Consider the following 22,379-nt stretch of genomic DNA (forward strand, 5'->3'; position numbering starts at 1 on the left):
CAACCGAAGCGGTGAGGAAACACAAGAGGTGAAAATGAATATTAAATGCTATTTTTGTTTCGGTTCATAAGGCAGGCGGGAAAGACTCAACGAAGCCTGACGATACTGCATCAGCCGCTGGCGAAACCAGTCACGCAGGGGTTCTGGCTGTTCACGTTCAACCACTTCAGCAATCACTGGCATGTTATAACGCTCTTTAAAAGCCACGCTGGCCGCAGCCAGTTCGACGTTAATTTTGTCTTTTTCTTCCTGTGGCAGCTCTGCCAGATTGTAATTCATCGGGGTTCTCCTGAAGTTCGCCGCAAAAATAAAACACCCTGAAGGATTTCGCAAGTCTGGTTGCGGGTAATCGCCCTTATCGACTCGACACTCTATTTCTGGCGGAGTATTCTTTCGGCCTTACCGCAGCTACTGGCTGCTCTGTTAAGGATGATACGATGTTAACTCGTAAATTCTCTCTGGTTTTTGCTCTTGCTCTCACGGCAACGGCGTTTTCCCAGCAGGCCTCTGCTCACGCTCACCTTAAAAGCCAGTATCCGGCGGCCAATGCCAATGTGGAGGCTTCCCCACCGGCGCTGACGCTGACTTTTTCCGAAGATATTGAACCGGCATTTAGCGGTATTGAAGTCCTCGACGGCAACCAGAAACCGGTGCCGCTGGCTAAAGCGGAGCGCGCACCTGCGCAACATAACCAGATGATTATACCGCTGGAGAAACCCCTGGCCAACGGTCACTATCAGGTCAACTGGCATGTGCTGTCAGTGGACGGTCACAAGACCAACGGGAACTATAGCTTCAGCGTGAAGTGATATGTCCCTGAGTTTGTTTTACGTATTGTGTCGCTGGCTGCACTTTGCCGCGTTAATGTCGCTGACCGGTGGCAGTGTTTATACCGCACTGATGGCCCCGGCAAGATTCAGGGATTATCTGGCTGGGCGTTTTCATCTGTTGCTGGTGACCAGCGCAGTGTCTGCACTGGTCACGGCTATCCTGCTGCTCGCGGCGCAAACCGGCCTGATGGGCAATGGCTGGGCGGATATGCTGAATGTCGGTATCTGGCAGGCAGTGTTGCAGACCAGTTTTGGACAGGTCTGGCAATGGCAACTGGTTGCGGCCGTTGTGGGTGTGGTCGCGCTGCGGATAACAGGCCTTCCTCGTCAGCAGTTGCTGCTGCTCAGTGGAGCAGGGCAACTGATCGGGCTGGCGTATGTCGGCCATGCTGCGATGCTGGATGGCGCGATGGGGATTTTGCAGCGTAGCAATCAGATCGTTCATCTTATTGCTGGGGCTTTCTGGGCAGGGGGATTATTACCGGTATTGCTGCTGATGCGCGATGCCCGCCAACTGAACACGAGATATGACGCGATCAGAACGCTGATGTGCTTCTCCCGCTATGGACACCTTGCCGTTGCCCTGGTGGTGATCAGTGGTGTCGTCAATGCGCTGCTAATTCTGAACTGGCCGCCGACCAGTTTTGGTCTGTACAGCCAGCTTCTGCTGCTAAAAACGCTGTTAGTGGCGGCAATGTGCGGTGTAGCCGTCTTTAACCGTTACTGGTTGGTTCCCCGCTTTCAGCGCAGTGGCGAGAGCGCCCAGTATCATTTTATGCACACCACGCTGGCTGAGTTGCTTGTTGCCGCGCTGGTATTGCTGCTGGTCAGCGTGTTTGCCACGCTGGAACCAGCCTGAAATTGATTATTTTTATCGCCGTAACAGGCGTTAACCGGAGAGGTTTGCTACACCATGAAAAAATTGGCCAGTCTGATGATTGCTCTGAGTTTTTGTACCAGCGCGATGGCTGCGGAGATTATCACCGTCAGCCGCTTCGAAATAGGCAAAGATAACTGGGCGTTTAATCGGGAAGAGGTGATGCTGACCTGTGCCAAAGGTGGCGCGTTGCTGGCGGTAAACCCGAGCACGCTGATGCAGTATCCGCTAAACGACGCGGCGCAGCAGATGATGAAAAGTGGTCAGATGAAAGGGCAGCCGATTAGCGTGATTCAGATTGACGATCCCCAGCATCCCGGACAGAAGAAGAGTCTCGCGCCGTTTATCGAACGTGCTCAGAAGCTGTGCGACTGAGGCAGTATCGACTGCTGAGTTGGTTGAACCCCGTTAAAAAACCGTAATGTGACAATTCTGCCAGCACGATCACAGAGCTGGCATCTTTCGGTCCCGCTGTTGACAACTGGCTGGAAAAACCTCACATCTCGACTATCTTTTAAAGGGCAAGGCGACATCGCCTGCAATAATGCCAACTTTTAGCGCACGGCTCCTTCAGGAGCCATTTCCCTGGACTGAAGACAGGAATCGTCTTCAGTCTTTTTTTAATTAATTGTTTTACAGGGGTTAATTTCCTTATCCCGAAAAAATTCCGAAATTATATCTCCAGGCTTTTATACCATCACCTACTCTTTTCCGCGTGTATCGAGATATTTTTCTGTCATTGCCTCCGTTTTATGGCCCAGCAATTTATGGGCAAATTCTTTGTCCTTATGCTTTTCATAAAGCCTGCCGCCCAGGCTTCTGATTTATGAAAGCCTGGCGGTGAGTCAGTAAACTTCAGACCAGATGCGTTCCGGGCGGACGCAAAAAAAATTTGTGAGGTTGTCAGGGTGCAGTGCTCCCTCCTGGTTGTTTTTGCGAATACACGGACTTATAAGAAAATCTGGCTGGCCAGCCGTTTGTTTTTGAACTGAATGGGGAGGGTGCCTTGGGTAAATTAATGTGGAGTGCGCCAATCACGATAGATGGCAATTCGATTGAGGGGCCAGCACTGGAAGAGGTGACAGTGTTTGGTGTTGTGACACTCACAATTACGCCGCATTATGTTGATCGTCCCTGAGTTACCCCTTACCTGAAAGTTCCCTCCCTGAAGCACTGACACCAGGCCCGGCTCACGCCGGGTTTTTTATTTTCTGTTTTTTCTGAGAGGATTGAGCTTGGGATATTTCTTATGAAAGATACAAATAAATTTAACCATGGCGATAATATATAGCGCGATTGAAATAATAGCAAGGCTGGGCCAGAATGCCACAGCTATTAATGCAAATATAATTAATGACGTCAATGGGAGATAAACAAAAAAAATATCATCAACAAAATCATCCCAAAGTAATCTTATCCATTTATTCATTTTATGAGCCTCATAATATCATCAGCAATTTCTCTTTCGCTTCTCATGGAACTTCCGGCGGCATCTGCTGTAGAGAATACAGGTTCGATAATAAAATAAAGCATATCTAATTTAGCCCGGTAAAGTGCTGCAAAAACCAGAGGTTTTCTTGATTTGAGCCTGGCCGCAGCAGCGGCAGCGGTCGCTACATAAGAATATAATGAGACTGCGCCTACAGCGTTTTTCGAAATTCGAGTGATAAGGCTGTCAATAGCAACGCGCATCCCAAAACTGGAACAAATGGCCGTAGAAATGCTGAAAGTGAATGCTTTAGGGGTATATTTTGAGCTTGAAAATTGAGCGCCTTTTTGCAACAAAATGAGATGGATATTTTGTATTTTCTCTTCAGACTGATTGCCTACAATGTCCTTGACCATTATTTGTACCATATCAAGAACCACATTTGGCCGCACTATCAGTTGCAATAATCCCTCTAAAAATCTTAGATCCTCATGCGCCAGGTTTGAACAAACATCTTTATAATTATCAAAAAAACACGATGAATACCATGTGAGCCGGGTGAATCCTGACGCAATTTTATTAGCCTGCTCAAGCGCCATACGACCTGATCCCTGGACGCCTTTATCGAAAAGGATTGCCAGTTGTTTGTCTGCTTCTAACTTGTCGATTATAAATCGGTTGTAGCGCACTATTCCCTCTTTAAATCATCCTTGTTTGTTGTATGGGTTGGCTAACCGGCAACCTTATGCTGCATAACTGGGACATTACCAGGCCGTAAGCTGACCGCATCAACTATGTGGTTTTGGTTTAACCATGTAAAGAAGAAATTCCCGGAGATGCTGCACCCCACATATTTCCAAACCCTCTCGCCATTTCCTCGATCGCTTCCTTCTTGACCAGCCCGGTCCTGTCAGGAATCCATTCAATCGTATCAATCGTATCAATCGTTCGGACTATCACCTCCTCCTGCAGGATCTTCTGACCCGATACCAGACCGTTCCCGTCAAACTCAATCAGCCGGCCATTTTTAGCGAGGTAAGGGTGAAGTTGGCCTGGCTGCCGGTACTCCTGGTAGTGGGGGGAGCACCGATTGTTTTTTGGTTTCGGGCTGGTTGCTTTGCGATTTGGAACAACCCGTCCAGGAATTTGAAACAGCCACTCCAGAAAGACCAGATACCGATCAGGATAAATAACCAGACGAGCACGTTAAAACGATGCTGAGGAAGGTGATTTTCATCAAGTGTGCCACCTCCCATTTTTATCCCCGATCGCCTCTATTATTCTCTTCCTCCTGCTTGTGTATCCTCTGACAACGCTCTACCCTCAATGGGCACCAATGACACGCGAAGTTTGCGTCCGCACGTTCTGGCCTGGAGTCGATCTGATGAAAAATGATAAAGAGATTTCGATTGACCAGTTTACCGACAGTGAAAAAGAGCTGGTCTCGGCGAAGGTAGAGGCACTGACCCTGAAGTTGGGGCACGTGGCGAGTAAGAAAGAGGAGAAGGAGATCCTGAAAGAAGCGAAACGCCTGGTGATGAAAGATCGTGTGGTAAAGGAGACAACCAAAGCCGTTATCTCGAAAAAACCACGCAAACCCGCAGCGGCGAAAGAAAGTGAGATCAAAGATTTTAACTGGTCAGCTTCGAGGAGTAAAAACCCACGGGCGTTGAAAGAGCGCTAACAGGGGCGTCAGCCCACAACCAGCAAATGAACTAACCTGGCCAGCACCTCAATCACTAAAGCGCTGCCGACGGCGATCAGTGCCAGCATAAAATAGAACTGTTTTTGATTGCTCATTGGCTGTCGATTTCCGGTTCCCTGAACTGACTATACTGTAGTGCGTATTCCTTAAACAAACAGTCAATATTTCAGTAAAAGCGTACCAGGGTGTAACGATGATGTATCAATATCTTAACGGTGAAAACTGGCGGCATATATTTATCGTCGGTGATTTACACGGTTGCCGCCGGATGCTGGATGAGCAGTTGCTGGCACATCACTTCGATGTGGAACAGGATTTGCTGGTCAGCGTGGGGGATTTGATTGACCGCGGTCCGGACAGCCCGGGCTGCCTGGCGCTGCTCAATGAACCCTGGTTTCGCAGCGTGCGCGGCAATCACGAAGAGATGGCCCTGAATGCTCTGAGCGGGGGTAATCACCAGCAGTGGATGAGAAATGGTGGTGACTGGTTTTATCAGCTCGATGGAGTGCGGATGATTGAGGCAAAACATGCGCTTAATCGTTGTCGGGAAATGCCGCTGATCCTCCATCTGTTGCTGGAGGATCAAATAGTGGTGGTGGCCCATGCCGATTATCCTGGCGACCACTATGCCTGGGGAGCGGAGGTTGACTGCGCTGAAGTGGTGTGGAGCCGTTCCCGTATTGAATCACTGCAAAAAGGCAGGGGAGCCGCCATTACCGGGGCGGATGCCTTCTATTTTGGCCACACGCCGCTTTCCGCTCCCCTCAATGCTTACAATCAGCATTTTATTGATACCGGTGCCGTATTCGGCAACCGGCTGACGCTGGTGCAGGTTCAGTGAGCATCTTCAGGATGAGAACAGCTTCCCGTCGCGGACCAGATCGCGCGGATAATTGTTTTTGATCCGGCTGTTAACCTTTTTAGCCAGTCCGATTGGGTGTTGCTGGCAGGTCACAATCACTTCATCTGCGGGTAAATCACGCTCCGGATAGATGTCCCGACCGCGATACCACTCTTCCGCTTCCGCCAGGGTCAATTCAAGCCGGTTTGCCGCTTCTGGCTTCGCCAGCGCAATCACCGCTTCATGCTGCCAGCGAAAGCCTTTCGGAAAAGTTTCCGCCAGCTTCAGCCCAATACGCGAAAAGCGAACTTTACCCAGCAGCGGTTCAATGGCGCGCGGAAACAGCCACAGCTCTTTATCACGCTGCCACAGGCCGTGGGTTTTGCTGTTCCACGCCAGGCCAGATTTTCCTGCAGCATTGGCGATCTCCTGTTCCTCGCGCGGTCTTACCGGAGTGAAAGGAAGCTTACCGACTTTATAGCCAGGAAGCGGGAGAGGAGGCACGCTTTGCACTTTACGTAATCGGGCAACGAAAAAACCTTCGCTGTCGAAAATCTGTGGGAAAACATGCAGGAACCCTTCTTCCGTACAGGCATGTTCCGCGCCAGGGAACAGAGAATGTAGCGGTTCGATGTCAACAGCACCAGGGTACGCCGCCATCAGCCAGGCCACTACCTGCTGATTTTCGCTGCGGTTCAGGGTGCAGGTTGAGTAAATCAACGTGCCACCAGGGCGCAGGGCATGGAAAGCACTCTCAATCAGGTCGTGCTGAGTGGCAGCTATCTCAGCCATGCTCTCCGGCGTCCAGTTACGCAGGGCATCTGCATCTTTCCTGATCACACCTTCGCCGGAACAGGGCGCATCCAGCAGAATGGCATCAAACGTCTCCGGCAGCGCCGGTCCGAATACGCGGCCATCGAAATGGGTCATGGCAGTATTACTGACGCCGCAGCGGCTGAGGTTAGCATGCAGCACCTTCACCCGGCTGGCGGAGTATTCATTGGCCAGAATGGCTCCTTTATTTCCCATCTTTGCCGCAATCTGCGTGGTCTTCGATCCCGGCGCGGCCGCCACATCCATCACTCGTTCAGGATCGGGACAGCCGTCAAACAGGGCGGTGACCGGGAGCATTGAACTCGCTTCCTGAATATAGAACAGACCCGAAAGATGTTCTGCGGTGCTGCCCAGCGGGATGGCATCAGCATCATCGCGTGAAATCCAGAATCCTTCTTCACACCACGGGATCGGCGTCAGCGCCCACTGATAAGGTTCCACCAGGGCCAGAAAGTGAGCCACGCTGATTTTCAGCGTATTAACCCGCAGGCTGCGGCGTAATGGCTGCTGGCTGATTGCCATAAATTTGTCGAATTCGGCTGCATCAGGCAGCAGTTCGCGCATCTGGTTGAGAAAGAGCTCGGGAAAATACACACGTGAGGAGGAGGAGGACACTGAAAAATTCCGTCTGGAAAAAAGTAGGGCGAGTTTATCACATCCCCGACGGCATAAAAAAACGGGCAGCCTGAGCTGCCCGTCCGGATTAGTTAGCGGGGAGCGCCGTCCCCCATTTGCGCCAGTCCTTCGGTTCTTCATCTTCCAGCAGGAAGTGTTTGCCAGAGGACGCCTGCGGGGCCAGCGGAATGGTTGGCGGCGTGGCAAAGGCAATGCCACCCTGAATAAACTGCTGGAAGGTACCGGTTTTCACCACACCACCGATCAGTCCGAATTTCAGGTTATAGCCGGAAGCCAGCCAGAACACCGAGTTATTGCGTACCAGGTGCTGATACTTTTTGCTGATCCGCAGCGTAATTTGCACGCGGTCGGCCATTGCACCCAGCGAAGTTCCGGTTACGGTACCCACTTCGATACCGCGGAACAGAACCGGCGTGCCAACAGAGAGCGAGCCTCCTTCAGGCGCGTCCATCACCACGTTCAGCCCGTCAAGATAACGCGCATCGGTAATGGTCGACTCCTGCAGTTCAAAGCTGCGTTGGGCACGCCCTTTACCCGGATCCACGTTGATGTAGGGCTGGAGCAGCGTATCCAGATGGTTAACGCCTGCAGCAGAAATCTCCGGAGAGACAACCGAGAAGCGGCTGCCCAGCCTTGCAAAATCCTGCACGTATTCCGGATAGAGGACTGCTTTGGCAATCACCTGGTTTTTATCCGGGCTGAGCGCCAGTGATTCGAGCTGACCGATGGTGATGCCGAGATAGCGAATTGGCATACCTGCCGACAGCTTGCTGGCATCGTAGGTGTGCAGCGCAATCTGGCTGCCGACCGCTCGGGCAGCCGTTTCCGAATCATACAGCACGCGCTTGTCTTTGCTGGTCAGCCCCACACCGGCACCCACCAGGTTATCGAAGCTGATCGCACCTTTCAGCGCACGGTTCAGCGGCGAAGCCTGAACCGTCAGGCCACTGCCGTTCAGCTGTACGCGGGCACCGCCTTCAGACCAGAACACGCTGTTCGGTGTCAGCAACTTGCGGTACTCCGGCTTGATATGCACCCGCACATCGAACTCGTTAGCTCTTGGCGTCACGTCAACGATTTGACCCACCTGGAACTTACGATAGAGCACCACGGAACCGGCCTGAATATCCGGCAGGCTGTTGGCGGTCAGCGTCAGAGTGGTGGGCAGCTGATTGGTGGTAATACCTTCCGCTGCTTTCTCCGCGTTGGCATACAGCGGATAGCTCTCTTTCACTTCGCCTTTGCTGCCCGGATCGAGGCGGATACCGCCATCAATCCATTCGCGGGCGCTGGCACCCAGCACTTCCATTCCGTCCAGGCCCAGCTTCACGTCCAGGCGGCTGTTAATGATGAACTTACTGTCACCATGTACGAGATGCCGGTAATCAGATGCAACAGCCACGACGAAGTTGACCCCTTGCTCCGTCAGCGTGCGGCTGACCACCTGGCCAATCTGCATGCCGTGCAGCATCACCGGCTGACCGGCATCAATGCCATAACTCTCGGGCGAGGTTAGTTTGACCTCGATGGCATTCGGCTGCTGCAGCAATGACTCATTGCCCGGCAGCACGGTGTAATGATCCTGCGGAGGCCCTTCGCCCGGGATCAGCTCCAGTGTATTTCCGGTGAGGAGGCTGCTGAGGCTGGTATCCGACAGGCTGATTTTTGGGCTGCGCATTTCAATACGGGTGCCGCTGCGCATCAGCCCTGTGACTGAGGGATCGATAGTCAGTTCGCCGGTCACTTTACCGCCAGGCTGCAGGTTGAGGCTGGTCAGCGTGCCGACTTCCAGTCCCTGATACATCAGCACCGTACTGTTAGCTTTCAAATTTTTGCCGTCAGGCAGGTCGAGTTTGATGCTGACGCCACGATGGCTGTGTGCCAGGTCAGGATAGAGGTCGTAATTGTCGTCGGTTTTCGCCTGTCCTGACTCTTCAGGTGAGTCAAACGCTATCGCTCCGTTTACCAATGCGGCGAGACTTTCCAGTTCGACTTTCGCACCACTGAGACCAACGTCCGCCTTCACGCCCGAAACGTTCCAGAAGCGGCTGTCCTTTTTCACCAGATTAGTGAAGCGACGCTCGATCAGCACGTCAACCGTCACGCCCTGATTGCCTGGATTAATGCTGTAATCGTAAACCCGGCCGACCGGAATTTTGCGATAATAGACCAGCGATCCGGTATTCAGCGACCCCAAATCCGGGGTGTGCAGGTGGATCAGCATCTCGCCGGTATTCACACGATACTTTGGCTGAGTGTCCAGCGCGACGAAGTTTTCCTTCGGCTGACCTTTGCCCGGCATCATGCCGATGTAGTTACCGCCAACCAGCGCATCCAGCCCGGAAACGCCCGCCAGTGAGGCTTTAGGCGTAACCAGCCAGAACTGCGTGTTCTCACGCAGCGCATCCTTCATGTCATTTTTGATGCTGGCTTTGATTTTGATGGTCCGCAGGTCGTCAGTCATGCTGATGCCCTGCACCAGACCTACCTCCACGCCCTGGTAACGCACCGGGGTTCTGCCCGGCACAATGCCGTCCGCCGTAGCGAAATCAATGGTGACCGTAGTGCCGCGCTCCTGGTAGTTAGTCCAGACCAGCCAGCCAGCGATCAGCAGCGCAATAAAGGGCAGCAGCCAGAACGGCGAAATCTTGCGCCGGTTTTTAATGCGTGCGTTAGTCGGTGTAGTCGGCGTTTCCTGTTGCATGTGCATCCCAAAGTAAACGGCTATCCAGCCACTCGACGGCGAGGATAGTGAGGATGACCGATGAGCCAAAATAGAAGGCTGCCGGTCCCATGGTAAAAGCCAGAAGCTGGTCACGATTAACCAGCGACATGGTTAGCGAAATCACAAACAGATCCAGCATCGACCAGCGGCCTACCCAGGTGACCACCCGCAGGAGGCGGACTCGGGTTTTCAGGCCCTGTTCGCATTTAAAATGAATGCTGATCAACAGCGTGAGCAGCACTATCACTTTAGTAAAGGGAACCAGAATACTGGCAATAAATACTACTGCGGCCACGGGAATATTTCCCGCAGCCAGCGACATGATGCCGGAAAGGATGGTGTCCTGCTGTTTCGCACCATTAAGGTAGATGATTGAAATTGGCAGCAGGTTCGCCGGGATCAGCAGCACTATTGAGGCGATCAGTGCCGCCCAGGACTTTTGCAGGCTGAAGCGCCGCCGGAAATACAGTGGGGTATGGCAGCGCGGGCAACGTCCGCGATCGTCAGGCAGTCCCGTGTGGTGGCAACTGAGACAAACCTGCAACTGCTCCGGAGCCACATTCAGGTGTGGCTGCGGGTAAAAGCGGTGCCACAGCTGCTCGACATTTATATGAATTAGCGTGATCAGGCTGAGGATAGCCAGAGAGATAAAGGCTATCAATCCGGGGCCAAGAGTGATATCTGCATAATCCTGCACTTTAATTGAGGCGACCGCGATCCCGACCAGGTAGATATCCAGCATCACCCATTCCTTGAGACGGTCGAGCATCAGCAGGATCGGGCGCAGGTTCATGCCCAGCATATTGCCAAAATAGAGCCAGGCAATGGAAGCAACCAGCGTGGCAGGCGCACCGATGGTACAGAACGCTACCATTGATGCGGTGATCACATCTCCCTGCAGCGCCATCTGCGTGATGCCTTCCAGCAGGCTGGCGCGAATATTGGTGCCCAGCAAGCGAATGGTCAGCAGTGATTCGTTGAAAGCAAAGGGCATCAGCATCAACATAGTCACTGCCATTGCGGTCAGACGGGTCATTGACCAGTCACGGCCGTTCAGGATCCTGGCGTTGCAGCGGGGGCAGTGTGCCGACTGGTTGGATTTCACATCTGGTAAGGAAAAAAGGGTATCGCATTGCGGGCAACGCTGATAACGTGCCTGAGGCAGAGCATGGCTGATAGCGTGTATTTTCATAATCCTGATTTTGGTGCTCAGGCCCGGACCAGGTCCAGGGCAGGGTTAGGCTTTTTCATCGCCACGGCGGTAAATTGACCCATCCCGGTCATGCTCAACTGCTCCAGACGGATAAGGGTATATTAACTAACGGAATCATTCACCTTGTCCCGCTGGACATTTAATGCTTATTTTAACAGGCGGGGTCATGATGGGCCTCGTGACAAGTTTCCACAATGGTTAAAAAATGACAAAAGCAGAATTTTATTCGGACCTGAACCGTGATTTGCGTGCACTCATTGCAGGCGAGACCAGCTTTCTGGCGGCGATGGGCAATTGTAGCGCACTTTTATTTGAGCGCCTGGAAGGTGTTAACTGGGCAGGTTTCTATTTGCTGACCGAAGCGGATACGCTGGTGCTGGGGCCTTTCCAGGGCAAAATAGCCTGCGTGCGCATTCCTGTGGGCAAAGGGGTTTGTGGCACGGCGGTGGCTGAGAGTCGGATCCAGCGCGTGGATGACGTGCATGCGTTTCCGGGTCATATAGCCTGCGATGCGGCCAGCAATGCAGAAATCGTACTGCCGCTGGTGGTTAACGGCCAGACAATTGGCGTACTGGACATCGACAGCGTAGTGTATAACCGCTTCGACAGCGAAGACGAAGCGGGGCTGTCAGCCCTGACTGACGGGCTGTGTGAAGTGCTTGCCGGGTCTGATGTGGAAAAATTTATTCACATGAAATGCAGCTAAAGCTCTGGATCACGTAGCATTTGCCGATGGGGTCATTATAATGACGCCTGTTCATGCCTGCGGCTTGTTGGCTACCCGTTGTAATCAGGAAATTTCATGGAAAATCAACCCAAGTTGAATAGCAGCAAAGAAGTTATTGCCTTTCTGGCCGAGCGTTTTCCCCAATGCTTCAGTGCCGAAGGCGAAGCACGCCCGCTAAAGATCGGCATCTTTCAGGATTTAGTCGACCGTGTACAGGGCGAAATGAGCCTGAGTAAAACTCAGCTTCGTTCCGCGCTGCGCCTCTACACTTCCAGCTGGCGCTATTTGTATGGCATCAAAGCTGGTGCCACCCGCGTTGACCTGGATGGCAACGCCTGCGGCGTCCTCGACGAGCAGCATGTTGAACATGCCCGTAAGCAGCTCGAAGAGGCAAAAGCGCGTGTTCAGGCACAGCGCGAGCAGCAACAGGCGAAAAAACGCGAAGCGGGTGAAGAAAACGCCCCCCGTCGTCCTCGCAAGCCGGCCCGTAAGCCTTCTGCAGAAGGCGACCAGCCACGTCAGGCTCGCAGCAAACCACAGCGTCCTGCTGCTGAGCGCGCACCTGCCGCCGAAAGTCAGCCACCGCGTACCAAACCCGTCACCGATACTGCAGCATTGCAGGTGGGTCAGAATATCAAAGTCACCGCGGGTAAAAGTGCGATGGATGCGACCATTCTTGAGATCACTAAAGATGGCGTCCGGGTCCAGCTGGCTTCCGGCCTGGCAATGATAGTACGCGCAGAACACTTGCAGTTCTGATACGGAGGCCAATCAGGGCATGAACAACTTTTTCAGAACCACCGTTATTGCTGGGCTGCTGCTGGCAGGAAATGTTTTCGCTGCGGACAATATTACGCGCGCTGACCAAATCCCACAGCTTCACCAGGAAGCGCAACATGCGACAGTCAGTGAACGTGTTACCTCACGCTTCACCCGTTCACACTATCGTCAGTTCGATCTGGATCAGGATTTTTCCGCGAAAATCTTCACTCGCTATCTGAACCTGCTCGACTACAACCACAACGTCCTGCTCTCTTCGGACGTCGATCAGTACGCCAGCAAGAAGACCACCTTAGGCGATGAGCTGAAGAGCGGTAAGCTGGACGTCTTCTACGATCTGTACAATCTGGCACAGAAACGTCGCTTCGAGCGCTATCAGTACGCGCTGTCGGTGCTGAACAAGCCAATGAATTTCACCGGAAACGATACCATTGATATCGACCGCAGCAAGTCACCGTGGCCAAAAACCACTGCCGAGCTGAATCAGCTGTGGGATGCCAAAGTCAAATATGACGAGCTGAGCCTGAAGCTGACCGGTAAAGATGAAAAAGAGATCCGCGATGTGCTGACCAAACGCTACCAGTTTGCCATTCGTCGTTTGACTCAGAGTAACAGCGAGGACGTGTTCCAGCTGGCAATGACCGCCTTTGCCCGCGAAATCGACCCGCACACCAGTTACCTGTCGCCGCGCAACACCGATCAGTTCAACACCGAAATGAGCCTTTCTCTGGAAGGTATCGGTGCGGTATTGCAGATGGATGATGATTACACCGTGATCAATTCCATGGTCGCCGGTGGCCCTGCAGCGAAAAGCAAATCTATTACCGTTGGCGACCGCATTGTCGGTGTTGGCCAGCCAGGTAAGTCCATTGTCGATGTGATCGGCTGGCGTCTTGATGACGTTGTGGCGCAGATTAAAGGTCCTAAGGGCAGTAAAGTTCGCCTTGAAGTGCTGCCGGCAGGCAAGGGGACCAAAACCCGCATCGTGACCCTGACACGTGAGAAAATCCGTCTGGAAGATCGCGCGGTTAAAATGAGCGTGCACAATGTCGGTAAAGAGAAAGTTGGCGTGCTGGATATCCCAGGTTTTTACGTCGGCCTGACTGATGATGTGAAAGTGCAGCTGCAGAAACTGCAGAAGCAAAACGTTGACAGTATCGTTATCGACCTGCGTACCAACGGCGGCGGTGCACTAACAGAAGCGGTTTCGCTCTCCGGCCTGTTTATCCCAAGCGGCCCGGTGGTACAGGTTCGTGACAACAATGGCAAAGTGCGTGAAGACAGCGATACCGATGGCATTGTTTATTATAAAGGCCCGCTGGTGGTGCTGGTCGACCGCTTCAGTGCATCCGCGTCAGAAATCTTTGCGGCGGCAATGCAGGACTACGGTCGTGCGCTGATTGTCGGTGAGCCGACCTTTGGTAAAGGTACCGTGCAGCAGTATCGTTCGCTGAACCGTATCTACGATCAGATGCTGCGTCCTGAATGGCCTGCGCTGGGTTCCATCACCTACACCATTCAGAAGTTTTATCGCGTTAACGGCGGCAGTACTCAGCGTAAGGGCGTAACGCCAGATCTGCTGATGCCAACGGGTGTGGAAGCGGTTGAAACGGGTGAAAAGTTCGAAGACAACGCGCTGCCGTGGGACAGCATCAATGCGGCGAACTACACCAAAACCGGCGACATGAAACCACTGGAGCCGCAGCTGCTTAAAATGCATCAGGACCGTATCGCAAAAGATCGCGAATTCCAGTACATCATCAAAGATATCGCGCGTTTCAATGCTAACAAAGATAAGCGCAATATCATTTCTCTGAACCTCGCAGAGCGCGAGAAAGAGAACCGAGAAGATGATGCACTGCGTCTTGAGCGCATCAATGCCCGTTTGCAGGCTGAGGGCAAAAAGCCGCTGGCTAAGCTCGAAGATCTGCCAAAAGACTACAAAGAACCCGATCCGTATCTTGATGAAACGGTCGATATTGCTAACGACCTGGCGCAGCTTGAGAAAGCTCAGACGCCACCGGCGACAGCAAAATAACCCTCAGGGCACAGCACAGTCTGTGCCTTTTTTTTTACCTGAATTTTTCACACTCCCGGTTAATCTTCACCTTTTCTGATCACAGGCTGACAGGCGCATTCTCCGCGCGTAAAGCAAGATGCGTCAAAATGTAAAGTTATGTCTTTTTAGACACTTAAATCAGGAGAGTGCTTGAAATGTTTTGCTATGCCCATAGGATAGTTATCCGCCAAGAGCGATTTTGTTAACTGAGGAAGAAGAAATTTTATGATGCGTATTGCGCTTTTCCTGTTGACCAACCTGGGGGTAATGTTGGTTTTCGGGCTGATACTCAGCCTGACAGGGATCCAGTCAAGCAGTGTACAGGGCCTGATGATTATGGCGGGTCTGTTTGGCTTCGGCGGTGCGTTTGTTTCACTGCTGATGTCTAAATGGATGGCGTTGCGTTCCGTAGGCGGTGAAGTTATTGAGCAGCCACGCAACGAAACCGAACGCTGGCTGATTCAGACTATTGCACAGCAGGCGCAGCAGGCAGGCATCGCCATGCCGCAGGTCGCTATCTACCACGCGCCGGATATCAACGCCTTTGCTACGGGTGCCCGTCGTAATGCGTCGCTGGTAGCCGTCTCCACCGGCCTGTTGCAGAACATGAGCCGCGACGAGGCCGAAGCGGTGCTGGCGCATGAAATCAGCCACATTGCCAACGGTGACATGGTCACCATGACGTTGATCCAGGGTATCGTGAACACCTTTGTGATCTTTATCTCGCGTATTATTGCGCAGATTGCTGCCGGTTTTATGTCCGGGGATCGCGATGAAGGTGAGAGCAACAACGGCAACCCGCTGGTGTACTTCGCGGTGTCGATGGTGCTGGAGCTGGTGTTTGGTATTATCGCCAGCATCATCACCATGTGGTTCTCCCGCCACCGCGAGTTTCACGCCGACGCCGGTTCGGCAAAACTGGTGGGCCGTGAGAAGATGATTGCTGCACTACAGCGTCTGAAAACCAGCTATGAGCCGCAGGAAGCCAGCACCATGATGGCGTTTTGCATCAACGGCAAATCGAAGTCACTGAGCGAGCTGTTTATGTCGCATCCGCCGCTGGATAAGCGTATTGAAGCGCTGCGCAGCGGACAGTACCTGAAGTAGTTGTCTCAGGCTGAACCAAAAACCGGGCTGTAAGGCCCGGTTTTTTTATGCCTGTTAAGGACGGGGCTGGGTGATGCGCAGCGCGCTGACAACTGCGGCAACGGTGGAAAAACTGCCTGCCAGCAGCAGCGAGGCATGGGTGCCGCGTGTATCAAACAGATTGAACATCAGTGCGACCAGAGCCGCGCCGCTGGTCTGGCCGAGCAGGCGAGCCGTGCCTAGCATGCCACTGGCTCCGCCGCTGCGATGGCGTGGTGCGGAAGAGATGATGGTGTGGTTGTTGGGGGACTGGAATAACCCGAATCCGGCTCCGCACAGCGCCATTCGCCAGATTATGTTCAGATCTTCCGGTGAAGCAGGCAGCAGTGCCAGAGAAAACAGTCCGCAGGCAAACATTCCCAGTCCGACCGCGCCCAGCAGCCCGGCGTGATACCTTTCGATCAGCCTGCCGGCAATCGGCGCCATCACCATGGTGGCCAGCGGCCACGGAGTCAGCAGCAGGCCGGTCGCCACTTCTCCGCGATGCAGCACTGTTTGCAGGAAAAACGGCAGCGAAACCATCGCCAGCATCTGCGCGCAGAAAGAGCAGACTGAAGTGCCCAGAGACAGCGAGAAGACGGGAATACGCAGCAAATCAACCGGCAGCAGCGGGAAGGGCAGACGCAGCTGGCGGCGGATAAAGAAGAAGCCCACGACGAACAAGCCGAGAACTTCCGCCAGCACCAGCCGGATATTCTGTCCCTGAGCAAAGCCACTAAGAGCTGAGATCAGCAGGCCGAAGGTCAGGGCATTCATGATCGCGCTGGGAATATCGAAGCGCTGTTCTTTGCTCTTTTGCATATTATCCGGCAGGAAGCGGAATGCCAGATACAGTGCCGCCAGCCCGACCGGGACGTTTAGCAGGAACAGCCATTTCCACGAGGCAACAGACAACACCGCAGCCGCTACCGTAGGCCCGGCTGCGGTGGAAACGGCGACAATCAGCGAGTTAATGCCCATCCCCCGGCCCAGAAAGCGTTGCGGATAGATAATCCTGATCAGCGCGGTATTCACGCTCATCAAGGCCGCACCGCCAAACCCCTGCAGCACGCGGGCAAACGTCAGCATCCCCAGTGAATTCGACAGGGCGCAGAACAGCGAGGTACAGGTAAACAGCACCAGGCCGCACTGATAAACCCGACGGTAGCCAAGAATATCCCCAAGGAAAGACAGCGACAGTAAAGAAATGATGATCGCCAGCTGATAGGCGTTAACAATCCAGATCGACTCCGCCGGGCTGGATTGTAACTCACGTGCAATGGTCGGCAGGGCTACGTTGGCGATAGCGCCATCAAGTACGGCAACGGTGATACCCAGGGCAATAGCAAGAATGGCGCCGTAGCGCTGAGGAACGGGAAGGCCGTCCTGTTGTGGAGTTTGCGGCATAGTCCGGATTAGTCAGGAGAGTGAATATCATTATGCTAATGATTTTTTACTGAGTATTCCAATCTGTTAATGAACTAAAACTATCAGCAGATGTGTCCGTCTGATTTGCTTACGGGCATTGCGCCTCTTACGTGGCCAAACGTATACTGGAAATAGCGTTCCATTTTTTATAAAACAGTTAAAAAGGTTGGCTCATGGCAAAGGACGAATTGGACAAACAGCCGGATTCAGTCTCCTCGGTGCTGAAGGTTTTCGGCATCCTGCAGGCGCTGGGCGAGGAGAGGGAGCACGGCATTACTGAGCTTTCACAGCGTGTAATGATGTCCAAAAGCACTGTTTACCGCTTTTTGCAGACAATGAAATCATTAGGGTATGTTTCGCAGGAAGGGGAGTCAGAAAAATACGCCCTGACTCTGAAGCTGTTCGAGCTGGGTGCTAAAGCATTACAAAACGTTGATTTGATCCGCAGCGCGGATATTCAGATGCGTGAGATTTCCCGGCAGACGCGGGAGACTATCCATCTCGGTGCGCTGGAGGAAGACAGCATCGTCTATATCCATAAAATAGACTCGCTGTATAACCTGAGAATGTATTCCCGCATCGGTCGTCGTAACCCCCTTTACAGCACCGCCATTGGTAAGGTGCTGCTGGCCTGGCGCGACCGCCATGAAGTGGAAGAAATTATCTCGGAGGTGATCTTCACCCGCAGTACCGCCCGGACGCTGAGCAGTAAAGAAGAGTTAATGCCCGTACTGGATAAAGTGCGTTCTCAGGGCTTCGGTGAAGATAATGAAGAGCAGGAAGAGGGGCTACGCTGTATCGCCGTGCCGGTTTTTGACCGCTTTGGCGTGGTGATTGCCGGCCTGAGCCTCTCTTTCCCGACAATTCGTTTTTCTGAGGAAGACAAAGCTGGCTATGTGAAGATGTTGCACCAGGCTGCCAGGCAGATTTCCGATCAGATGGGCTATCACAATTACCCGTTTTAATAACGTGGGCCGGAAGTCACCGGCCCGATATTCATCAGTTATCGACGACTTCAGTGCTTTTCTTCAGCAGTGGGCAGTCGGTCACGCCGACAATACCGCTGTCAGTATGCAGATACTGGGCGGTAACCATGCCACGGGCAGTCAGATACTGACACTGTAATCCCATACCGGCGACGTTTTTGGCACTTCCTGTCAGCACGCCATAGCCAGTCATCAACAGGACGAGCCAGATAATGACCAGCAGCGCAACAATGCGAACTAAAAATCTCATGTATTCCCCTTATAGTTTATCAGACAGCAACCCTGGCATTTCGCCCCGCTATCAGCGGCTACATATCAACATGTTGTGACAGCGTACGCAATTCGAATTGAGAATACACAACTGGTGACCTTTCGCCTGCGCGAACGTTCTGAAATTTATGTGAGCTGGCTATCAATTCGCGTGCGACCTGGTAGAATTCTTCAAGGTCTGCTCTCCAGTCAGGAAGCAGAGTAGCTTGAACTTTGAGGCACTTATGAATGAGATAGCGAATGGCGCAATGGGTTATACGTCGATGGGGTTTTTGGTCGCGCTGGCGATCGTCGGGTTGATAGCCTGGTATTTCATTAATCGTGCCAGCGTAAAAGCCACTCAACAGGTTCGCCTGCTGGAGGCATTACTGGAAGAGCAGAAGCGGCAAAATGCACTGCTGCGCCGCCTGACGGATTCCGTGGCCGGTAAAGAGCAGGCCGCCGGCAGTGAGAAAGAGAGCAAAGACTTTACCCGTTTGATCCCGGAGCGATAATCGCCCAACTCAAGGACAGATATTCTATGGTGTGGCTCAACCCCTGGTACGATCCCCTCAAGGCGCATCACACGCCTGATGGTTTTTGTAATCATGAAGAAGAATTGCGGCAGAATGGTGATCTCAGGCGCTGGCGCCAGGAGCGTAAAGCGGAAGGATTGCCTTTTCCTCCGGCTCAGGGCTATGACAAGTTTACTCAGCAGTGGTGGCAGAAAGCGGATCTCACTGGTGAGGAGGACGCCGTTTGGTGGCTGGGTCATGCCTGTTTGCTGCTGCGGTCTGGCGGAAAATATACGCTTATCGATCCAGCTTTGTCCAGGCGCGTCTCACCGGTGAGTTTCTTCGGTCCGAAGCGCAAAACGCCCGCTGCACTTGAGATTAAAGACTTACCGGCGCTGGACTGCGTACTGATCTCGCATAGTCACTACGATCATCTTGATCGACCTACCATAAAAAAAATTCTTAAACGCTTTCCCAAAACCCAGTTCGTAGTGCCACTGGGGCTAAAGCCGTGGTTCAGCAGGCTGGGTGCCCGAAATGTGGTGCAGCTGGACTGGTGGGAAACCACCGACGCTGCAGGGCTGCAAATTCATGCTGTACCTGCCCGTCACTGGAGCATGAGAACGCCCTGGGACCGGAACCATTCGCTGTGGTGTGGCTGGGTGATACAAAATAAAGAATTAAATTTCTGGTTTACCGGTGACAGTGGTTATACGGAAAATCTATTGGAAATTTCCCGACGACTGGGGCCATTCAACCTGGCGGCATTACCTGTGGGGGCTTATGCACCAAAATGGTTCATGCGCGGGCAGCATATGGACCCGGAACAGGCAGTGCTTCTGCACCAGGCATTAGGTCAGCCGCTGAGTATCCCTATCCATTGGGGTGTGTTCGAACTGGCGGACGAATCGCTGGATGAACCGCCGAAAGTGCTGTCGGCGGCCATGCAGGCAGCAGGAATGGATGAAAGCCGATTCCAGCCATGGAAAATTGGCGCGAAAAAGGCGCTAAATAATATATTCCAGGAATAATCCTAAAACCCTTTTATTTAACGCTGTGAAGAAATGAGAAGCACGTCTAATAATACAAAGAGATTGATGGTACGACCGGGAATAAATTGAAGACCTTTGTGCTTTTTAATGGGGCAATGTGAAATACAGCCTCCTGATTTTGGTGCAATTTAAAATGAAATTGTACCAGCGGCTTCTTTTTGTACACCAGTGGTTGACAGACTTTTAACCTATGACCTTCTTGGGGCAATGAATTTTTTTGAGCAAGCAATGCCATAATTGTGCAATAAATTCAGGCCATACTGGTGACAGCGTTAAACGGGGGGAATAGACTTCGGCGAGACGGCGGGCTATCATAGACCCTACGTTTTGAGTAACAATTAGGCCTGCAGCATTCGGTTTTTAACCATTAACGTTTTCAGACGCTCTGCATAATGTGCAAATTGTGCCAGACCCGTTTCAATAGTGTGCGGCATCTCTATCACTGTTTAAAAATGACTTGCCATTAATAAACGAATATGTGATAACGCTTTCTGGGTTAAACGAGGTACAGTTCTGTTTATGTATGGCATCTTCAGTAAAGAAGTTCTGAGCAAAGACGTTAAGTTGAATACCGCTTCCTTGCCGAGCCTTAATTCGTGCCTCATGCAGTAGTGTCTCTGGTTTTTCTGTACGTAAGCCCTCGGGCGAATAAACACTCTAAGGAATTTGCAAAATGGCAAAGATTAAAGGTCAGGTTAAGTGGTTCAACGAGTCTAAAGGTTTTGGTTTCATCACCCCAGCTGACGGCAGCAAAGATGTGTTCGTACACTTCTCTGCAATCCAGGGTAATGGCTTCAAAACTCTGGCTGAAGGCCAGAACGTTGAGTTCGAAATTCAGGATGGCCAGAAAGGCCCTGCTGCTGTGAACGTCACCGCTATCTAATTTTCGATCTGAGCCTGCTATTGCCCGCGCGTCGTGTAATCCAGGCAAGAATCTGAATGTCAAAGCCCTGCCAGAAATGGCAGGGCTTTTTCGTTGGCTGCAGGAAAGGGTGCCGTCGTCGGTCGCTTTCCGGTAAACTGCCGCCGTCAATGTTGCCGGAGAAGTGCTATGTCGTACCTGTGTCCCCTTTGCCATCAGCCCTTGCTGCCTGAAGCGTCCGTCTGGCGCTGTGAAAACCGGCACCAGTTTGATCGGGCAAAAGAGGGCTACGTTAATCTGTTGCCGGTACAGCATAAGAGATCCCGCCAGCCAGGCGACAGCGCAGATATGATGCAGGCACGGCGCGAGTTTCTCGATGCCGGACACTATCAAGCTCTGCAGCAGAAAGTTTGTGAGTTGTTTGAGCGTGTACTGCCGCAGTCGCCAGTCAGCCTGCTGGATATTGGCTGCGGGGAAGGGTATTACACCCACGAAGTGGCTAACCGCCTGCAGGCGCGAGGTGAGGCTTTGATTTACGGGCTGGATGTGTCAAAAGTCGCGGTGCGCTCTGGTGCTAAGCGTTATCACAACGTTGAGTTCTGTGTGGCTTCCAGCCACCGTCTGCCCTTTGCAGGCGCTCAGTTTGATGCAGTGCTGCGAATTTATGCACCCTGTAAGGCTGAAGAACTGGCACGTGTGGTGAGGGATAATGGTTATGTGCTGACCGTTACGCCAGGTCCACGCCATCTGATCCAATTTAAAGAGCTTATCTATCAGGAAGTGAAACTGCACGATGAAACGCCGGAGCGGATGGACGGTTTTGAGCTGGTGGAACAGCATTCACTGAATTATCCGCTGCGGCTGAACAGCGAAGAGTCTGCAGCACTGCTGCAGATGACGCCGTTTGCGTGGCGCGCACGTCCGGAAGTGTGGGGAGTACTGGCAACCACCAGCGAGTTTGCCTGTGAAACCGACTTTACCCTGCGTTTATGGCAGCGCAGGGTAGTTGCAGAACTTACTGCTGTTCAACCATAAACTGATAAATACTTTCAAGATCGTCCAGCTTGCGAACATGGATCAGCAGGCGGCGATTTTCCAGCTCAATAACCAGAATACCGTCTTCTGACAGGTTCATACTTTTAATCCGGCTCCAGGCGATAAAGATATTGGCGTAATAGAAGCCATTGGCCTTTAAAAGCAATTTAGGCAGCCGGATCCAGAACAAATAAAGCGAAACAAAAGCCAGAGCCAGCAGCAGTGTGGTGGTGATCTGCGGGCCGTGATTATTCAGGTTTTGATACAGCAGAATGGCGATCAGGCCAACGAAGATCAGGCTGTCCAGCTTGTTTCTTCGTTTCAGCAGCACCTTCAGACCGGTTTTGCCATGCAGACGGTCCATAATCAGTTCATCGTAAATCGCGTAAAGCAGAAACAACGTGATAAACAGCACGATGACGTAATCAGTCAGTGACATCTTTTTTCCTCTGAAAGAACAGCCGGGATCGT

At 52.5% G+C, this 22,379-nt stretch carries 23 protein-coding genes; 15 read left to right on the forward strand and 8 right to left on the reverse strand.

Annotated elements, in window-relative coordinates:
- Window positions 1–48 precede the first annotated feature (48 nt).
- Window positions 49–279 carry a DNA polymerase III subunit theta gene (locus GSQ70_RS23950; RefSeq protein WP_158784852.1) on the reverse strand — a complete coding sequence of 77 codons (231 nt, stop codon included), beginning with the start codon at window positions 277–279 and terminating at the stop codon, window positions 49–51.
- A 158-nt stretch (window positions 280–437) separates the two neighbouring features.
- On the opposite strand from GSQ70_RS23950, the gene yobA reads away from it, so the two are divergent.
- The 3 genes from yobA to GSQ70_RS23965 are packed head-to-tail and all read left to right on the forward strand — an operon-like array spanning window position 438 to window position 2,082.
- A complete protein-coding gene (gene yobA / locus GSQ70_RS23955) occupies window positions 438–809 on the forward strand; it encodes a CopC domain-containing protein YobA (RefSeq protein WP_158784853.1) in 372 nt (123 codons plus the stop codon).
- A 1-nt stretch (window position 810) separates the two neighbouring features.
- A complete protein-coding gene (gene copD, locus GSQ70_RS23960) occupies window positions 811–1,689 on the forward strand; it encodes a copper homeostasis membrane protein CopD (protein ID WP_158784854.1) in 879 nt (292 codons plus the stop codon).
- Between the two features lie 54 nt (window positions 1,690–1,743).
- Window positions 1,744–2,082, forward strand: a complete 339-nt coding sequence (locus GSQ70_RS23965; protein ID WP_158784855.1) for a YebY family protein — start codon at window positions 1,744–1,746, stop codon at window positions 2,080–2,082.
- A 1,050-nt stretch (window positions 2,083–3,132) separates the two neighbouring features.
- On the opposite strand, the gene GSQ70_RS23970 is transcribed toward GSQ70_RS23965, so the two are convergent.
- Entirely contained in the window at window positions 3,133–3,825 is a 693-nt protein-coding gene (locus GSQ70_RS23970; RefSeq protein WP_158784856.1) for a hypothetical protein, read from the reverse strand.
- Window positions 3,826–4,520: 695 nt separating this feature from the next.
- Here GSQ70_RS23970 and yjbD point away from each other — a divergent pair.
- Both yjbD and GSQ70_RS23980 read left to right on the forward strand, forming a co-directional pair.
- Window positions 4,521–4,820, forward strand: coding sequence for a DUF3811 domain-containing protein (gene yjbD / locus GSQ70_RS23975; protein ID WP_158784857.1), 300 nt, complete (start codon window positions 4,521–4,523; stop codon window positions 4,818–4,820).
- A 214-nt stretch (window positions 4,821–5,034) separates the two neighbouring features.
- On the forward strand, window positions 5,035–5,682 hold the full coding sequence (locus GSQ70_RS23980) for a metallophosphoesterase (protein ID WP_158784858.1): 648 nt from the start codon (window positions 5,035–5,037) through the stop codon (window positions 5,680–5,682).
- A gap of 6 nt (window positions 5,683–5,688) precedes the next feature.
- Here GSQ70_RS23980 and rsmF read toward each other — a convergent pair whose 3' ends face one another.
- The 3 genes from rsmF to yebS all read right to left on the reverse strand — a co-directional run bounded on the left by rsmF (window position 5,689) and on the right by yebS (window position 11,069).
- Window positions 5,689–7,131: a 16S rRNA (cytosine(1407)-C(5))-methyltransferase RsmF gene (gene rsmF / locus GSQ70_RS23985; protein WP_255455433.1), complete on the reverse strand. Its 1,443-nt coding sequence runs from the start codon at window positions 7,129–7,131 to the stop codon at window positions 5,689–5,691.
- 88 nt (window positions 7,132–7,219) lie between these two features.
- The gene (locus GSQ70_RS23990) at window positions 7,220–9,856 is read right to left on the reverse strand and encodes a PqiB family protein (RefSeq protein WP_158784860.1); all 2,637 of its coding nucleotides are present in this window, start codon (window positions 9,854–9,856) and stop codon (window positions 7,220–7,222) included.
- Window positions 9,825–11,069 (reverse strand): membrane integrity lipid transport subunit YebS, encoded by a 1,245-nt coding sequence (yebS, locus tag GSQ70_RS23995; protein ID WP_158784861.1) that lies wholly within the window; start codon window positions 11,067–11,069, stop codon window positions 9,825–9,827. The genes GSQ70_RS23990 and yebS overlap by 32 nt, the downstream gene beginning before the upstream one ends.
- A 226-nt stretch (window positions 11,070–11,295) precedes the next feature.
- On the opposite strand from yebS, the gene GSQ70_RS24000 reads away from it, so the two are divergent.
- The 4 genes from GSQ70_RS24000 (at window position 11,296) to htpX (ending at window position 15,763) form a co-directional block, all read left to right on the forward strand.
- A complete protein-coding gene (locus GSQ70_RS24000; protein WP_158784862.1) occupies window positions 11,296–11,796 on the forward strand; it encodes a GAF domain-containing protein in 501 nt (166 codons plus the stop codon).
- A 96-nt stretch (window positions 11,797–11,892) separates the two neighbouring features.
- On the forward strand, window positions 11,893–12,576 hold the full coding sequence (gene proQ / locus GSQ70_RS24005; protein WP_158784863.1) for an RNA chaperone ProQ: 684 nt from the start codon (window positions 11,893–11,895) through the stop codon (window positions 12,574–12,576).
- A gap of 19 nt (window positions 12,577–12,595) precedes the next feature.
- The gene (gene prc / locus GSQ70_RS24010; protein ID WP_158784864.1) at window positions 12,596–14,635 is read left to right on the forward strand and encodes a carboxy terminal-processing peptidase; all 2,040 of its coding nucleotides are present in this window, start codon (window positions 12,596–12,598) and stop codon (window positions 14,633–14,635) included.
- Between the two features lie 246 nt (window positions 14,636–14,881).
- Window positions 14,882–15,763 (forward strand): protease HtpX, encoded by an 882-nt coding sequence (gene htpX / locus GSQ70_RS24015; RefSeq protein ID WP_158784865.1) that lies wholly within the window; start codon window positions 14,882–14,884, stop codon window positions 15,761–15,763.
- Window positions 15,764–15,817: 54 nt separating this feature from the next.
- On the opposite strand, the gene GSQ70_RS24020 is transcribed toward htpX, so the two are convergent.
- Entirely contained in the window at window positions 15,818–17,188 is a 1,371-nt protein-coding gene (locus tag GSQ70_RS24020) for an MFS transporter (RefSeq protein WP_158784866.1), read from the reverse strand.
- Window positions 17,189–17,382: 194 nt separating this feature from the next.
- Here GSQ70_RS24020 and kdgR point away from each other — a divergent pair, with 194 nt between their 5' ends.
- A complete protein-coding gene (gene kdgR, locus GSQ70_RS24025) occupies window positions 17,383–18,174 on the forward strand; it encodes a DNA-binding transcriptional regulator KdgR (protein ID WP_158784867.1) in 792 nt (263 codons plus the stop codon).
- A gap of 34 nt (window positions 18,175–18,208) precedes the next feature.
- On the opposite strand, the gene GSQ70_RS24030 is transcribed toward kdgR, so the two are convergent.
- Entirely contained in the window at window positions 18,209–18,445 is a 237-nt protein-coding gene (locus GSQ70_RS24030) for a YobH family protein (protein ID WP_158784868.1), read from the reverse strand.
- A 244-nt stretch (window positions 18,446–18,689) separates the two neighbouring features.
- On the opposite strand from GSQ70_RS24030, the gene GSQ70_RS24035 reads away from it, so the two are divergent.
- The 5 genes from GSQ70_RS24035 (at window position 18,690) to rlmA (ending at window position 21,908) form a co-directional block, all read left to right on the forward strand.
- The gene (locus tag GSQ70_RS24035) at window positions 18,690–18,959 is read left to right on the forward strand and encodes a YebO family protein (RefSeq protein ID WP_158784869.1); all 270 of its coding nucleotides are present in this window, start codon (window positions 18,690–18,692) and stop codon (window positions 18,957–18,959) included.
- A gap of 26 nt (window positions 18,960–18,985) precedes the next feature.
- Window positions 18,986–19,990: an MBL fold metallo-hydrolase gene (locus GSQ70_RS24040; protein WP_158784870.1), complete on the forward strand. Its 1,005-nt coding sequence runs from the start codon at window positions 18,986–18,988 to the stop codon at window positions 19,988–19,990.
- A 540-nt stretch (window positions 19,991–20,530) separates the two neighbouring features.
- The gene (locus tag GSQ70_RS26200; RefSeq protein WP_233268482.1) at window positions 20,531–20,623 is read left to right on the forward strand and encodes a DUF2627 domain-containing protein; all 93 of its coding nucleotides are present in this window, start codon (window positions 20,531–20,533) and stop codon (window positions 20,621–20,623) included.
- A 61-nt stretch (window positions 20,624–20,684) separates the two neighbouring features.
- Window positions 20,685–20,894: a transcription antiterminator/RNA stability regulator CspE gene (gene cspE, locus GSQ70_RS24050; RefSeq protein WP_001062678.1), complete on the forward strand. Its 210-nt coding sequence runs from the start codon at window positions 20,685–20,687 to the stop codon at window positions 20,892–20,894.
- A 168-nt stretch (window positions 20,895–21,062) separates the two neighbouring features.
- The gene (rlmA, locus tag GSQ70_RS24055) at window positions 21,063–21,908 is read left to right on the forward strand and encodes a 23S rRNA (guanine(745)-N(1))-methyltransferase (RefSeq protein WP_158784871.1); all 846 of its coding nucleotides are present in this window, start codon (window positions 21,063–21,065) and stop codon (window positions 21,906–21,908) included.
- On the opposite strand, the gene GSQ70_RS24060 is transcribed toward rlmA, so the two are convergent.
- Window positions 21,889–22,347, reverse strand: a complete 459-nt coding sequence (locus GSQ70_RS24060; RefSeq protein WP_158784872.1) for a DUF986 family protein — start codon at window positions 22,345–22,347, stop codon at window positions 21,889–21,891. The two genes, rlmA and GSQ70_RS24060, sit on opposite strands and share 20 nt — an antisense overlap.
- Window positions 22,348–22,379: the final 32 nt, after the last annotated feature.

Source organism: Pantoea sp. BAV 3049, from assembly GCF_009765445.1.
Classification (GTDB): Bacteria; Pseudomonadota; Gammaproteobacteria; order Enterobacterales; family Enterobacteriaceae; genus Erwinia.

What these genes read in the sequence shown, in the direction of transcription:
- GSQ70_RS23950 (WP_158784852.1), bottom strand. Translation starts at nt 279, where the DNA reads ATGAATTACAATCTGGCAGAGCTGCCACAGGAAGAAAAAGACAAAATT.
- yobA (WP_158784853.1), top strand. Translation starts at nt 438, where the DNA reads ATGTTAACTCGTAAATTCTCTCTGGTTTTTGCTCTTGCTCTCACGGCA.
- copD (WP_158784854.1), top strand. Translation starts at nt 811, where the DNA reads ATGTCCCTGAGTTTGTTTTACGTATTGTGTCGCTGGCTGCACTTTGCC.
- GSQ70_RS23965 (WP_158784855.1), top strand. Translation starts at nt 1,744, where the DNA reads ATGAAAAAATTGGCCAGTCTGATGATTGCTCTGAGTTTTTGTACCAGC.
- yjbD (WP_158784857.1), top strand. Translation starts at nt 4,521, where the DNA reads ATGAAAAATGATAAAGAGATTTCGATTGACCAGTTTACCGACAGTGAA.
- GSQ70_RS23980 (WP_158784858.1), top strand. Translation starts at nt 5,035, where the DNA reads ATGATGTATCAATATCTTAACGGTGAAAACTGGCGGCATATATTTATC.
- GSQ70_RS23990 (WP_158784860.1), bottom strand. Translation starts at nt 9,856, where the DNA reads ATGCAACAGGAAACGCCGACTACACCGACTAACGCACGCATTAAAAAC.
- yebS (WP_158784861.1), bottom strand. Translation starts at nt 11,069, where the DNA reads ATGAAAATACACGCTATCAGCCATGCTCTGCCTCAGGCACGTTATCAG.
- GSQ70_RS24000 (WP_158784862.1), top strand. Translation starts at nt 11,296, where the DNA reads ATGACAAAAGCAGAATTTTATTCGGACCTGAACCGTGATTTGCGTGCA.
- proQ (WP_158784863.1), top strand. Translation starts at nt 11,893, where the DNA reads ATGGAAAATCAACCCAAGTTGAATAGCAGCAAAGAAGTTATTGCCTTT.
- prc (WP_158784864.1), top strand. Translation starts at nt 12,596, where the DNA reads ATGAACAACTTTTTCAGAACCACCGTTATTGCTGGGCTGCTGCTGGCA.
- htpX (WP_158784865.1), top strand. Translation starts at nt 14,882, where the DNA reads ATGATGCGTATTGCGCTTTTCCTGTTGACCAACCTGGGGGTAATGTTG.
- GSQ70_RS24020 (WP_158784866.1), bottom strand. Translation starts at nt 17,188, where the DNA reads ATGCCGCAAACTCCACAACAGGACGGCCTTCCCGTTCCTCAGCGCTAC.
- kdgR (WP_158784867.1), top strand. Translation starts at nt 17,383, where the DNA reads ATGGCAAAGGACGAATTGGACAAACAGCCGGATTCAGTCTCCTCGGTG.
- GSQ70_RS24030 (WP_158784868.1), bottom strand. Translation starts at nt 18,445, where the DNA reads ATGAGATTTTTAGTTCGCATTGTTGCGCTGCTGGTCATTATCTGGCTC.
- GSQ70_RS24035 (WP_158784869.1), top strand. Translation starts at nt 18,690, where the DNA reads ATGAATGAGATAGCGAATGGCGCAATGGGTTATACGTCGATGGGGTTT.
- GSQ70_RS24040 (WP_158784870.1), top strand. Translation starts at nt 18,986, where the DNA reads ATGGTGTGGCTCAACCCCTGGTACGATCCCCTCAAGGCGCATCACACG.
- GSQ70_RS26200 (WP_233268482.1), top strand. Translation starts at nt 20,531, where the DNA reads ATGTATGGCATCTTCAGTAAAGAAGTTCTGAGCAAAGACGTTAAGTTG.
- cspE (WP_001062678.1), top strand. Translation starts at nt 20,685, where the DNA reads ATGGCAAAGATTAAAGGTCAGGTTAAGTGGTTCAACGAGTCTAAAGGT.
- rlmA (WP_158784871.1), top strand. Translation starts at nt 21,063, where the DNA reads ATGTCGTACCTGTGTCCCCTTTGCCATCAGCCCTTGCTGCCTGAAGCG.
- GSQ70_RS24060 (WP_158784872.1), bottom strand. Translation starts at nt 22,347, where the DNA reads ATGTCACTGACTGATTACGTCATCGTGCTGTTTATCACGTTGTTTCTG.